At 55.9% G+C, this 13,379-nt stretch carries 13 protein-coding genes; 3 read left to right on the forward strand and 10 right to left on the reverse strand.

All coding sequences use genetic code 11. From position 1 onward, the window contains the following. Nucleotides 1-19: 19 nt before the first annotated feature. From H5T64_00920 to H5T64_00935, 4 genes are all read right to left on the reverse strand, one after another. A complete protein-coding gene (locus H5T64_00920; protein ID MBC7262903.1) occupies nucleotides 20-181 on the reverse strand; it encodes a rubredoxin in 162 nt (53 codons plus the stop codon). A gap of 78 nt (nucleotides 182-259) precedes the next feature. Further along, the gene (locus H5T64_00925; protein MBC7262904.1) at nucleotides 260-727 is read right to left on the reverse strand and encodes a ferritin family protein; all 468 of its coding nucleotides are present in this window, start codon (nucleotides 725-727) and stop codon (nucleotides 260-262) included. A gap of 115 nt (nucleotides 728-842) precedes the next feature. After that, entirely contained in the window at nucleotides 843-1,349 is a 507-nt protein-coding gene (locus tag H5T64_00930; protein MBC7262905.1) for a rubrerythrin family protein, read from the reverse strand. A gap of 29 nt (nucleotides 1,350-1,378) precedes the next feature. Continuing rightward, a complete protein-coding gene (locus H5T64_00935) occupies nucleotides 1,379-1,774 on the reverse strand; it encodes a transcriptional repressor (protein MBC7262906.1) in 396 nt (131 codons plus the stop codon). A gap of 257 nt (nucleotides 1,775-2,031) precedes the next feature. On the opposite strand from H5T64_00935, the gene H5T64_00940 reads away from it, so the two are divergent. Both H5T64_00940 and gcvT read left to right on the forward strand, forming a co-directional pair. Further along, nucleotides 2,032-3,198, forward strand: a complete 1,167-nt coding sequence (locus H5T64_00940) for a hypothetical protein (protein MBC7262907.1) — start codon at nucleotides 2,032-2,034, stop codon at nucleotides 3,196-3,198. A 57-nt stretch (nucleotides 3,199-3,255) separates the two neighbouring features. Continuing rightward, nucleotides 3,256-6,876 carry a glycine cleavage system aminomethyltransferase GcvT gene (gene gcvT, locus H5T64_00945; GenBank protein ID MBC7262908.1) on the forward strand — a complete coding sequence of 1,207 codons (3,621 nt, stop codon included), beginning with the start codon at nucleotides 3,256-3,258 and terminating at the stop codon, nucleotides 6,874-6,876. Nucleotides 6,877-6,951: 75 nt separating this feature from the next. On the opposite strand, the gene gcvPB is transcribed toward gcvT, so the two are convergent. From gcvPB to H5T64_00975, 6 genes are read right to left on the reverse strand one after another with little or no spacing between them, the layout of a single operon-like run. Beyond that, nucleotides 6,952-8,430: an aminomethyl-transferring glycine dehydrogenase subunit GcvPB gene (gcvPB, locus tag H5T64_00950; protein ID MBC7262909.1), complete on the reverse strand. Its 1,479-nt coding sequence runs from the start codon at nucleotides 8,428-8,430 to the stop codon at nucleotides 6,952-6,954. Continuing rightward, nucleotides 8,427-9,779, reverse strand: coding sequence for an aminomethyl-transferring glycine dehydrogenase subunit GcvPA (gene gcvPA / locus H5T64_00955; GenBank protein ID MBC7262910.1), 1,353 nt, complete (start codon nucleotides 9,777-9,779; stop codon nucleotides 8,427-8,429). Before gcvPA ends, gcvPB begins: the two co-directional genes overlap by 4 nt. Beyond that, complete coding sequence (gene gcvH, locus H5T64_00960) at nucleotides 9,780-10,184, reverse strand: glycine cleavage system protein GcvH (protein ID MBC7262911.1); 405 nt, start codon at nucleotides 10,182-10,184, stop codon at nucleotides 9,780-9,782. A gap of 60 nt (nucleotides 10,185-10,244) precedes the next feature. After that, nucleotides 10,245-11,192, reverse strand: coding sequence for a radical SAM protein (locus H5T64_00965; GenBank protein MBC7262912.1), 948 nt, complete (start codon nucleotides 11,190-11,192; stop codon nucleotides 10,245-10,247). Between the two features lie 17 nt (nucleotides 11,193-11,209). Then, nucleotides 11,210-12,079 carry a radical SAM protein gene (locus tag H5T64_00970; GenBank protein MBC7262913.1) on the reverse strand — a complete coding sequence of 290 codons (870 nt, stop codon included), beginning with the start codon at nucleotides 12,077-12,079 and terminating at the stop codon, nucleotides 11,210-11,212. A gap of 13 nt (nucleotides 12,080-12,092) precedes the next feature. Next, nucleotides 12,093-12,458: a hypothetical protein gene (locus H5T64_00975; protein MBC7262914.1), complete on the reverse strand. Its 366-nt coding sequence runs from the start codon at nucleotides 12,456-12,458 to the stop codon at nucleotides 12,093-12,095. A gap of 203 nt (nucleotides 12,459-12,661) precedes the next feature. Between H5T64_00975 and H5T64_00980 the strand changes: the two genes are divergently transcribed. Then, a complete protein-coding gene (locus H5T64_00980) occupies nucleotides 12,662-13,366 on the forward strand; it encodes a histidinol phosphate phosphatase domain-containing protein (protein ID MBC7262915.1) in 705 nt (234 codons plus the stop codon). The last annotated feature ends 13 nt before the right edge of the window (nucleotides 13,367-13,379 follow it).

A 13,379-nucleotide genomic window follows, 5' to 3' on the forward strand; every position in this document is an offset into this window, starting at 1 on the left:
CTCTGCAGCGATGCAGATGTTACTTCACCTTCTCGAACATATCCTTGCTGGCACCGCACTGAGGGCATACCCAATCGTCAGGTAGTGCCTCGAAAGGCGTGCCGGGCGCTACCCCATTCTCCGGGTCGCCCTTGGCCGGGTCGTAGATATACCCGCAGGCCAGACATTCCCACTTCTCCATTGCCATCTTGAATTCCTCCAGAATTGGTTTCGTGGGCGGATTGAATACCTATTGGCAGTTTGGTCCGCTCCGCTTTGCTCAGAATTCCTTGTAGACGATCTCTTCATACAAGGTCTCGACCTTGTTCTTGTGTTTCATCTCCTCGTTCGCCAACCAAGTAAAGAGGTTCCTGACCGCCTGATCTTGTGCGACCTCGCTCATAGCAGTGTAGAAATCATAGGCGTTCTTCTCGCGTTTCGCTGCTACTGTCAGCACGTCTTGGAAGTCTGCGTCTTCTCGCAGCGGCTGGGGCACCAAATAATCACTGATCTTAAGGTCGGTTACCTTCTCCTTGTGTCCACGTACTACCCAGGTGACACCCCTGGCGAGCAGGTCTTCGAGTTTGGCTTTGTGGGTTAGTTCCTCACCTGCTAATTCCTCTAACAGTACCCGTGACGGGGTGGATTTCACCATCTTCGCCGCTTGGGTATAAAGGGCGTTGGATTCCTCCTCTCGCTTAATGGCAGTTCGCAGTAGTTCCTCTATGTTCCTGATATCCCCTTGCATGTTGGCCTTTCTCCTTTCTTGTACAAAAGCGTTTTGGCGTCCGCCTCCGGGGCAGGCTGGAGCTTAGGTCTATAGCCCAGCCTACTAAAAGAACGCACTTTCACAACTCAGCCGCTTAGAAGCCGACGAATTTCTCCCTTCTTGCCTTGCAGATAGGGCATACCTCCGGTGCTTCGTCGCCCTCGGCAGTATGTCCGCAAACACTGCAGATCCAGATTTTTCCGATGGCGTGATCCTTACCGCCCTGCACTGCCTTTTTTGCCTCGCTGTACCAGACAGCATGGATCTTCTCTGCCTCCCAGGCCCACCTGGTTGATCGTTCGGCCTCGCCTTCGCCTTGGAACTTGGCTATCTTGTTGAACACGGGGTACATTTCGTTGATTTCGTAAATCTCGCCGTCAACACCAGCCTGGAGATTATCAGTGGTGGTCTGAATGCCTCCCAAGGCGCGGTAATGGTTAGTGGCATGTACTTGTTCGGCATAGGCAATGGCGCGGAACATCCGGGCCACATTGGGCAGGCCTTCACGCTCGGCTTTGTCGGCGAAGATTAGGTAACGCATATGGGCTTGACTCTCACCGGCAAAAGCCTCCCTCAAATAATGCTCTGTCATTTGACGCATAGGTATGTTCCTCCTTTCAGCCAAAATGGTTATTTATTGTCGCTGGCCTTTTGCTCTGTCAACTGACAGGACGGACAAAGGCCGAGGAAAATGACATCGTGGTCATCAACTGTGAAATCTGTATTTTGGGCTGCACGTGCTTCCAACCCGGTGAACCGGGCGCAATCTACATCACCGATGGCCCCACAGCGGTGGCAGACGACGTGGTAATGCTGCTCCGTACGAGCGTCATAGTGCGCTATGCTTGGATCACAGCGCAACTCACGGACCAGGCCCGCGTTGCATAATAGTCTCAGGTTGCGGTACACCGTGGCGATGCTGATGCGAGGTAATGTGTGACGCACGTGCTCGAATATCCAATTGGCATCGGGATGGTTCTCCGTGCCTCGCAGCACATCCAAGATAGCACGGCGTTGAGAGGTCATACGGAGCTCGCCGCGCTGCAATTTGTCTGATCCTTTGTCATTGAAAATGATAATCATTATCATTCTTATGATAGCACAAGATGCGAAAAATGTCAAATGCCGCTGGTGTTCCGTTTGGATGATAACGCGAGGAGAGATCGGTTATGACATCCGCTGTCCTTGAGCCTGCTTCGGCTGGGTTGGCTTTGACAAATCTTCGGAAGCAGGATTATAATCGTTTCACCTGGGCAAGGCAGTTGTTGAGGGCAAGGAGGATCGTGAGCACCAATGAAGTGTGGGTGCTGATTATGGCTGGCATCCACAGTGGCGATGAAGCCGTGAATATGGTCGCCGGGGCTCGACAGGCCATCACTCTCGACTTAGTGGAGCGCGCTTTGGCCATCCCCGGCGTCGATCACGTATTAGTCAGCACCAACTCCCCCGCGCTGGCCGAGCGACTGAGTACTTATCCCGTTATCATAGAAATGGATAGCGCAGGCGAAACTTTCCACTTCGGTAAACGCCTGCGCGATTTGGTGTGCCGCCACCACATGAAACGGGTATTTTACCTGGGCGGCGGCAGTGGTGCACTGCTTAATCCAGGACAGATGACGCACATTATAGATGACCTGCGCCGTGGTGAGCAGGTGCTCATCACCAACAATTTCTATTCCACAGATTTTGCTGCCTTCGCCCCAGCGACAGTGTTGGAGTCCGTTGCCCCTCCTGCTAACGACAACGATTTAGGCTGGACGCTGGGTGAGCATGCCGGATTGCCTAACCGTTCGCTCCCCCGTTGTGCTGCTACATTGCTGGACGTGGATACACCGACTGACTTGATGACCATAGCCTCTCATCCTGGAGTTGGCCCTCACACCCGCGCGTATTTGGACTCTCTCGCCCTGGACCTAAGCCATATCCAACGAGCGATGGCCGTTTTTGTGGATCGAGAGGCCGAGGCCATCATAGCTGGGCGGGTTGGAGCAGAGACATGGGCTTATCTGGAACGCGAGACGGCCTGTCGCACCCGCATCTTTGCTGAGGAACGCGGTATGCGTGCCAGTGGGAGATTGGCGCAGGAGAGGGTTCGCTCCCTTCTGGGGGAATATCTGCGGTTGGTGGGGGCAGAGCGCTTTTTCGAAGCATTGGCTTGGATGGGCCAGGCTGCGTTTATTGATAGCCGCGTGATTTTCGCCCACTTGGGAGTGTGGCCCCCCGCCGCCGACCGTTACAACTCTGATCTGTTGCGCCCAGAGCGCATTGCTGACCCGTTCGTTCGTGAATTCACGGCAGCGGCAATCACAGCCCCGATTCCTGTGGTGTTGGGAGGACATTCGCTCGTGTCGGGGGGGCTCTACGCACTGGTTGAGGCAGCATGGGCGCATTCCGGGGTGAATGTGCCGCGCTACGTGGACCACACTATTTGGGAACAACCGGGGCACTGATCGAATTACCGTATTCTCGGAGCCTTGGACTAAACACTTTAGGAGGTGAGTTTGCTCATGGCTGAAGGTGATTACACCGATTTTTTCAATCTGGACATTTCTGAAGCGGATCCGGCGACAGATCTTATCATTGGCTTTGAGGAGGAGCGCCAAGCACGGCAGATCATCCTCATCCCCAGTGAAAGCCTGTGCCCGTTGGCTGTGCGTCAGGCTCTGGGCTCGGTCTTCAACAATGTTTATGCAGAGGGCTATCCGCCCTTGCGCATGACCCGCGACGATGAAGACCTTCTTTTGGACTTCGGTCACCAATTGGCCTACTATCGTCGCTATGCGGACCGGCGTTTCTACAAGGGCGTGAATTACGTACATTTCGTAGAAACGCTGGCGGGACGCCGCGCCGCCGAGGCCTTTGCCACACGCACTGTCCCCGCAGACCGCATCTATGCCAACGTACAACCGCTCTCCGGTGCGGCAGCCAACTTGGCTGTGTACAACGCTTTCTTGCAGGACGGCGATACCCTTATGGGGATGGATCTTTTCCAGGGTGGGCACCTAACCCATGGTAGCCCGTTCAATCTGTCAGGCCAACGCTACCGCGTCGTCTCCTATGGTGTGGACCGGCGTATAGAGCGGCTGGACTATGATGCTATCCTGGACTTGGCGAAGGCTCACCGACCCAAAATGATCGTCGCTGGCTACACCTCTTACCCTTGGGCTCCTGATTGGGCAGCCTTTCGGCAGATCGCCGACGCAGTGGGAGCATTACTTATGGCCGACATCGCTCACACTGCGGGGATGGCCATCGCCGGTGTGTATCCCAACCCCATTGGTTATGCTGACATCGTTACCTTTACCACGCACAAGACGCTGATGGGCCCCCGCGGCGCGATTATCTTGACCACGGACGAGGAGAAAGCCAAACGGATTGATGCTGCGGTCTTCCCTGGGGAGCAAGGCGGCCCACACACCAATAAATTCGCTGCGATGTGCGTCATGTTTGCCATCGCCCGTACTGAGAAATTCCGGCGCCTTCAGAAGCGTATCGTGGAGAACGCAGTGGCCCTAGCCGAAGCGTTCCAAAAACGAGGGATACGGGTTCCCTATGGGGGGACAAACACGCATCTGCTCTTAGTAGACGTCAGCGCTGTGCCGAGCAAGACTGGCTTCCCTTTGCGCGGCGAGATCGCAGCCCGCATCTTGGAACTGGCGGGCATCATCGTGAACAAAAACACCATCCCAGGTGACGAACTCACCGCTTTGGGCAGCGGTATCCGCATGGGTACACCCTGGGTATCGCAGCGAGGCATGACCCCCGCGCACATGGATCGTCTAGCTGGGATCATCACTGAGGTGGTAACAAATATCCAGCCTTTCTCTTATCGCGGGCTCTTGGGTGAACTTCCGCGTGGTAAGATTGACCTCGATCTACTGGAGCAGGCCAAGCGTGACGTGGACGCCTTGGTCGCCGAAGTCAAAGCCGAAACCCAAAACCGTGGTACCGGTTACCCTCACTACACTATCACCTCAACGGATTCAGAACGCGCTCGTCTGTTCTTTTCAGGAGAGGGAGATGAAGAGCAAGCCATCCAGGCAACAAAGATGGGTGCTGCAATCATTGACACCAGCGACGCTGGCGTGTTGCTGCTAAGCGGGTGGCGTGCACAACCTTTTGTTCAACAAATTACGACTGCCAGTGTGGCGGTTCTCGAACCCGGTCAGGCGCTTGAGAGTTTCATGTTGAAGGGCAACGGCGCGGTGTTGGATGATATTACAATCATTCGCTTAACTCGTGATGAGCGAGGTCGCGATCGTTACCTCGTTGTTACGAACCCGGAAAATACAACCCGGGTAACTGCTTGGTTGCGTGGCCTGGCCGATGGCTACACCTTGTTCGACCCCGACGATCTCTTCCGCAAGGTAGATGGTCCCGTTGTGGTCTGGGATATGGGCACTTCTGAAGTTAAAGACGAGGCCCGGTTGGTCACCTTGCAGTTGGTGGGACCGAAGTCAGCGGAGGTGCTGCACAGGCTATGCCCTCATTGCCCTGCTATCGGGAAGGGTCAAGTCTGGCATGGGGAACTGGCCGAAACACCGGTTATTATTGTGGGACAGAGCCATGGATATCTCCTACTTGGCCATCCAGACTTGTTAGATCAAGTATGGAACGCGTTCATCGGTGCTGGGGCAGAGCCTGGGGGACCTATTACGCGCAAGATGTTGCGCACAGCTGCGGGTTTGCCAATCTACACGCTGCGAGGTGAAGACAATAGGCCCTCTGGGAGAGACATGCACCGCAACGGCTTTGCCAGTCGTTTTTCGCTAACAAAGCCTTATTTCATTGGCCAGAGTACTCTGCGTGAATTGGCGTCGCCCGCTAACAAAGAGGTATTTGTCTGGAATGCTCCGCAAGATGTGCCACTCAAGCGTACGCCGCTTTACGAGTGGCACAGTGCCCACACCCGCAAGATCATCCCATTCGCCGGGTGGGAGATGCCAATCTGGTATAGCAGCCTGGCTGAGGAGCACGAGGCAGTACGCAATGCTGCTGGCCTATTCGATGTCGCCCACATGGGTGTGTTGGAGGTGAGTGGCCCCCATGCGGCGAGTTTCTTGGACACTGTTTTCACTAACTATGTCCGTTGGATTGAAGATGGCCAGTCGCTCTACGGTTACCTGATGGATCCCGACGGGCGGTGCATGGACGATGTCATGATCTATCGCCGCGCTTCAGATCGCTTTCTCCTTGTGGTGAATGCTGTCAACGCCGAAAAGGATTTGGCTTGGCTGCAGGCGGTGAACTCTCGGCATTACCTGATTGACCGCGAATACCCAGCCCGCGAGGTCGAGGCGCAAGTGACCATCCGTGATCTCAAGGATCCCGCCTCTAACACCGCTCGGCGCATAGATATCGCACTCCAAGGACCGAATTCATTGGCTATCTTGCAGCGCTTGGCCTCTAATGCCAGCGCCAGGCGCGATCTAGCGACTATCGCCCGGACAGAATTCGTGGAAATGCCCCTGGCGGGTATGGATCTAATCATAGCGCGCACGGGCTACACTGGCGAAGAGATAGGATATGAACTCTTTGTTCATCCCGATGAGGCCCTGCACCTATGGGAACTGCTCCTGGAGAAAGGTGCTTCGTTGGGTATCCGACCCTGTGGCCTGGCAGCACGCGACTCAACGCGTATCGAGGCGGGGTTGCCGCTCTACGGCCATGAACTTGCCGGTGACTATGGCATCGTGCCCGCTGAGGCTGGCTTCGCACCCTATGTCAAGTTCCATAAGCCCTTTTTCATCGGGCGCGCCCACTGCATTCGCCAAGAGATGGAAAAGACCATGGAGGTCGTTCGCTTCCGGGTGAGCGAAGCCGGGGTCCCCGCGGTGCGCCCAGGGGACCCGGTAGTCAATAAGCGTGGCCACTATATTGGGCGCGTGACAAGTGCGACGTTGGTGCGAGGTTACCAGATTGGCATGGCCTACGTAGAAAAGCGCTACAACCAGGCCGGGACGCCACTCGCTATCTTCCCTCAATCGCTGAGTAAAGGCAGCGGCGGAAAGCCAGTGGAGGCTTTGACAGTAGGCGATCGCGTGGCTTTGCCGGTCGAGGCTACCGTGCTGGAGCGCTTCCCACAGCCGGAAGAAAAGTTGACCTGGCGTTTGCCAGGTGAAGAGTGAAGATAGAACAGGAGTCGAGGGGCACCGAAAGGTGCCCCCCGACTGTTGAGGCCCGCACGAACAGGCTAATGCAACTCATTCTCCCGGCTTCCAGCGGAGGATTGGCTGGCGTGCTGCCCGTACCTCGTCTAAACGCGAAACCGGGGTGACATGAGGCGCAGATCGAAGCAACTCTGGCTCTTCTTTGGCTTCCCGCGCGATCTCAATCAGTGCCTTGGCGAAAGCATCCAATGTTTCGATGCTCTCGGTCTCCGTCGGCTCAATCATCAGCGCTTCGGGCACGATGAGCGGGAAGTAAATTGTGGGCGGGTGGAAGCCGTAATCTATTAGTCGTTTGGCGATGTCCACCGTGTGTATGTCTGGGGCATCGGGTAATCTGCCGGATAGGACAAATTCATGCATACACACTCGGTCGAATGGCAGCGGATAAACTGCCTTAAGTTTGGTCCGCAGATAGTTGGCGTTAATAACGGCGTTCTCGCTGACTTCACGCAGGCCTTCTGCACCCATCATGCGGATGTAGGTATAGGCTCGCACTAAAACGCCGAAGTTGCCGTAGAACGATTTCACCCGCCCGATGCTCTGCTCAGGTTCCCTGAAGAAGTAGTGCCAGTATTCTTCTGTCTCGCCACCCTCTTCCTCTTTTACCTCCACCTTTTCGCGGTCCACGATCGGCCCTGGCAGAAAAGGTTGGAGCGCCTTCGAGACGCCGACAGGCCCTGCTCCAGGCCCACCCCCACCATGGGGCGTAGAGAAAGTCTTGTGCAGATTGAAATGCATTACGTCAAAGCCCAAGTCGCCTGGCTTGACGATACCCATAGTGGCGTTCAAGTTGGCCCCATCACCGTAGAGCAATCCACCGCAGCCATGCACCAATTCGACGATCTCTTGCACGTGTTCGTCGAAGAGCCCAAGGGTGTTGGGGTTGGTGAGCATCAACCCGGCTACCCGTTCATCGCAGTGAGCCCGCAGGTGACGCAGATCGACATTCCCCCGTTTATCGGACCTGATTTCCACGCATTCATAGCCGCTCATAGTGGTGGAGGCGGGGTTCGTGCCATGAGCCGAATCTGGGATGAGCATGATGGTGCGGTGTCCCTCGCCCCGGGAACGGTGATAGGCACGGATCATCAGCACGCCCGTTAGTTCTCCATGCGCTCCGGCGGCCGGTTGCAATGACACTGCCGCGAATCCGGCGATCTCTTTCAGAAACTCTTGGAGCAGATACATTAGATGCAGGTTCCCCTGCACTGTCCAATGATCCTGGTAAGGGTGGGTGCGAGTGAAACCGGGAAAACGGGCTGCCACCTCGTTCACCTTGGGGTTGTATTTCATTGTGCATGAACCAAGCGGGTAGAAACCGGTGTCCACGCCGTAGTTCAGTTGCGAGAGCCGGATGTAATGGCGAATGAGATCCACTTCACTCACTTCGGGGAGTGGCAAATCTTCGCGCAGATATTCGTCTGGAAGTTCGGTCTCTGGCACATCCAGCTCGGGTAGCGAGAAAGCCTTGCGCCCTGGGCGGCTGATTTCGAAGATCAATGGTTCAGTCATGAGCCCACCTCCTCCAATGCGGTGACCAGGTCCTCGATTTCCTCCATGGAGTTCATTTCTGTCACGCACAGGAGCATGGAATCTTGCCAGTTTGGATTTAGCGAACCCAGGTCATAACCGCCGATAATGCTATACACGTCTAGCAGATAGTTGTTGATCTCGGCTGCTGGCAGCGGGCAACGCACGACGAACTCTTTGAAGAAGGGCTTGTGGCCCTGTATTTCATAACCCTCGATCTGGGCGATACGCCGGGCTGCGTAATGGGCCTTGTGGTAACACAGTTCCGCTACCAACCGCAAGCCGGAGCGGCCCAACGTGGCGAGATAGACACCTGCAGCCAGTGCCATCAATGCTTCGTTGGAGCAGATATTAGACGAAGCTTTCTCGCGGCGAATGTGTTGCTCGCGCGCGGAGAGTGTGAGCACGAAGCCGCGCCGCCCCTGAGTGTCTACGGTCTGGCCTACCAGTCGTCCAGCCATTTTGTGCACGTATTTCTCGCGGCAGGCGAAGTAGCCCAAATAGGGTCCGCCAAAATTTAGGCCACCGCCCAACGATTGCCCCTCGCCCACTACGATATCTGCGCCGTAATCGCCTGGTGCTTTGAAGAGACCCAAAGCGATGGGGTCAGCGCTAACTACAAACAGGCCGCCCGCAGCATGGACCGCATCGGCAACTGCCTGCAGGTCGGCCGGGTTCTCCAGGGCCCCAAAGAAATCTGGCACCTGCACGATCAGACAGCAGGTGTTCTCGTCAACTAAAGCCGCTAGATCAGCCAGAGAATGGTCGTAGTCATCATCGCCCACAATATCCAGTTCCATGCCTTGGGTGTAGGTGCGCACCACGGCCCGATACTCGGGATGGATACTAGGCGAGAGGATGACTTTGCGGCGCTTGCCTCGCCCTACATTCACCGCCATAATCACTGCCTCGGCCATAGATGTCGCCCCATCGTAGTGCGAGGCATTGGCTACTTCCATGCCGGTGAGGACGCAAATCATGCTCTGATACTCGAAAATGGTCTGCAATGTTCCTTGGCTGACCTCGGGCTGGTAAGGGGTGTAAGCGGTCAGAAACTCGGAGCGAGAAAGGACGTGGTTCACCGTGCTGGGCACGAAATGGTTGTAGGCCCCTGCGCCCAGGAAACAAGCAAAATGGTCCAAATCAGCATTCATTTCGCTGATGGACTGCAATTCTTGTAAGATCTCCATCTCGGAGAGCGGCGGAGGCAGATTCAGTGATGGATAGCGCAGCTCTTTGGGGATGTCGGCGAAGAGCCTGCCGACATCCCTTACGCCGATGGCGTGCAGCATGGCTTTGCGGTCAGCATCGGTGTTTGGAATATATGGCATCTAATGCCCTCCCTTCGCGGCCTGCTCCTCACAGATTTTGCGATAGGCCTCGGCGTCGAGAAGGTCGTCGTACTCGCTGGGGTTGGATACCTCGATCTTAACGAACCAGCCTGCGCCGTATGGGTCCTGGTTCACAAGTTGGGGAGAATCGGCTAGCGCTCCATTCACAGCGATGATCGTCCCGCTCATGGGCATATACACATCCGAAGCAGCCTTGACCGATTCAACGGTGGCGAAAACCTCGCCTTTCTGGAAGGTATCACCAACTTCCGGCAACTCGACATAGACCACATCGTTGAGTTCTTCCTGAGCGTAGTCGCTGATGCCAATGGTGCCCTCCTTGCCTTCCAGTCGGATCCATTCATGGGATTCGAGATACTTCACGTCTTTGGGATATTCGGCCATGTGACTGTTCCTCCTTCGTGTATCTTTGAGATATTATACCTCTATGTTCTCACTAACCGCTTATTGGTTGTTGCTTGCTGCCACTATCTCCACTGCCTCTTTTGCTTCGTCTGCTCTCAATGGGCGAGGGTAGTTGTAAGGTATATGGCCCGGTCGCTCATTGTAATAGGGACGGTTGCAGCCAGGACACCCAATGGTCTGGAATGCGAGCCCATCGGCCAGCCAATTTTGCAGTGTGTCACTGTCCACGCCGAACGAGACCACTCTCCCATCTGCGCTGAAACGATAGTCTTCCAAACGACGCAAACCACGCTGCAGGAGATGATACGCGGCTTGTATACGGCGATAACTCGCCAATGAGGGTGGCTCGCGGCCAGCCATGGCCGTGCCCACCAGTGGGGTGAATGCGAATAGTCCCACCGTGACGCCCCAATCCACCATCTCTTGTAGTCTGGCGAGCATCTCTGCCTCTGTCTCGCCCAGACCCACGATCAAGTGGGTCCCAATGTGCCCTGGAAAGTTCTTAGCGGCGCTTTTCAACAGTGCTAGCTGTTTGGACCAGTTGCCCCCTCGGACGATGTGATACACTCGCCGGCAGGCTGCGTCCAATGCCAGGGTCACTCGCTCTGCTCCGGCATCTAATAGCGCTTGTACCTCCTCTAAGTCGTGCACGTGTATCGCCGTGCAAATGGGCGCAAGTGTGGATTCTCGGATGCTCTGCACTAGCACTATCGTTCGTTCCAGGTACCCTCGTTTGACCGGGACTTGTAGGCACACCCGCTTGACAGGCGCGTTAGCAAGGGCGGTGAGAACTTCGTGAGTCGGGTAGGATGGCCAGATCACCCGCGACAGGGCATCGGCGCGGGCAGTGCTCTCCCGTGCCTGAGCACAGAAAGCACAGTTCATGATACACCGATTACCTACCAGCAGGTACGCGGTGGTGGGCAATGTCTCGGTCCGCAGATGGCGCAGCCCCAACACTGCTGCCGTGCCCAATGAAACGCCCACGCGCCCGTTTTCCCCTCTCACAACACACAACACTCCTCGGCCCAGCGCACGCGCAGACCTAGCCGTTCGGCTTCACGTTGTGCAGCGGGAGCAGGATTGACAATGCGGTTTATCCCCGCTCGCACGGCTAGAGGGTCCAATGCGCTACGGTAACGCCCGCCAGGTCGCATGCAACCCAGGTAAATAGGCATCTCTGGGAACATCTCCCGCGCGGTCAAAAGCAATTTCACTACGTCCTCAATCGCAGGCGGCTGACGATTCGCATAGCGCGTGCCCGGCGTGGGAATGAAGACCAGGAAAACAATGGCCTCGGCCCCGAGTTTTTCCAAAGTCAACAGGGCCGGCAGTTCGTGACCCAACTGTCCACCACGCAAGCCTATTATGATGTGGGGTACTACGCGGACGTAGCGACACAGCATCTTGTAAGTGTGGAGGTAAGCCTCTACACCGCAATCGAGACCGTACACTTCCTGGATAGTCTCCTCGTCACCTATCAGATCGAAGGATACTATATCAACCAGGGGGGCGATTGCCTGTGCCTCCTCCTCGCCGATCAAGCCAACATGCCAGTTCAGGCGATGCCCTGGGCGCAAACGAGCAACGTCATCGAGATGATTCGCAACAGGCACCCGGCCCAAGTGGTCACACCCGCCAGAGATGAGAAAGCTCGTTGCGCCATTTGGTAGAACCCGGCTGATAGGCGTCATAGCGCGCAGGTAGTGTCCACCACAGTGGGCACAGTTTAGCGCACAATAGGCACCAGTCAGGCTCACAGCGATAGTTCGCCTGGGTTGGTGGAAGATGATCTCAGTAGGAAGGGCCTTCGCGCGAGCGCGCCATGCATTTGCCCTTTGAGCCGCGCGATCTGCGTCTGCCGCTGAATCCATCGTCTTCGATCGCCTATTGGATTACATCTGAGGCCGTGATATAGAGATCGCCGGCCTCCTTGGTTTGGGGAATGATAGTGAGTTGGTGTGTCCCAGAAGTGAGGGGTCCGGCGCTGACGCGGACAGTGACCACATCGTTGAGAGCGAAAGTGAGAGGATTCTTGGCAGAAATGTCGGAGATTGCGATCTCGCCCTGTGGCCCAACCAGACGAATGGCGTCTGGGGGATACGCTGTATTGTCCACCTTGAGCCCCGCAAGGCCAATGATAGTGCCGGTAGCGAGAGTGTTCTTGAGTCGGAATTCGAATCCTCCCTCGACATTCGCCAGGCTACCAGACACATAGAGTTTCTTGAGTAGAAAGGAAGGTACGGTGGTCACAGATTTTCCTCCTTTTGTGTGCATAAGGCTCACGATTTAAGTATACCACATTGGCTTGATGAAAGCAAGGGGGAGAACCGGAGGATGCAGACCTAATCATCTCCAGGTGGTTGAATCTGTGTTGTTCGTTCGCTTGGTCTTTGCCATTTTCCCACTCTGCGCTATAATCTCGGCGCATTCACAGAAAGGTTGACAAACGCGACATGGATTGGGAAGGGAAACGCATAGACCTACATACCCACACCACTATTAGCGATGGGGTGCTGTTGCCCAGCGAGTTACTTCGTCGCGCTACCGTTCTGGGCTACGGCGCGGTAGCTATCACCGACCACGCCGACAGTTCCAATTTAGAGGAGGTGCTGCGCGCCCTCTTGCGCCTTGCTGTTGAGCAGGGCGGGGATTACCCCCTCGTCTTCCTACCCGGTGTCGAACTCACTCATGTCGCCCCACCCAGTATCCCACGGCTGGCACACCGGGCCCGTGAACTGGGTGCTGCTGTAGTGGTTGTGCATGGCGAGACGCCTGCCGAACCCGTTGCTCCTGGCACGAACCGGGCTGCTGTTACCTGCCCAAATGTGGATGTACTGGCTCATCCTGGCCTGATCAGCATCGAAGAGGCGCGGTTGGCAGCGGAGAATGGCGTGTATTTGGAGATCACCTCGCGCCAAGGACATTGCCTGGGCAATGGTCATGTAGCCGCCTTGGCTCGCGCCACTGGAGCCAAGATAATTGTGAACACTGACACTCATCGTCCCAGTGATATGATGAGCCAGAACCAGATCCGCACCGTGGCCGAAGGGGCCGGGCTTTCTTCGGAGGAGATCACCGCTGCTTTAGTGACTAATCCATCTGAATTGATCGTTTCCGCATGCGCCCGCCTCAACGAAACACGAGTTAAAATTAAATAGGGAAGAGAGGAAA

The sequence above is a fragment of the Chloroflexota bacterium genome (assembly GCA_014360825.1).
Taxonomy (GTDB): Bacteria; Chloroflexota; Anaerolineae; order UBA2200; family JACIWT01; genus JACIWT01.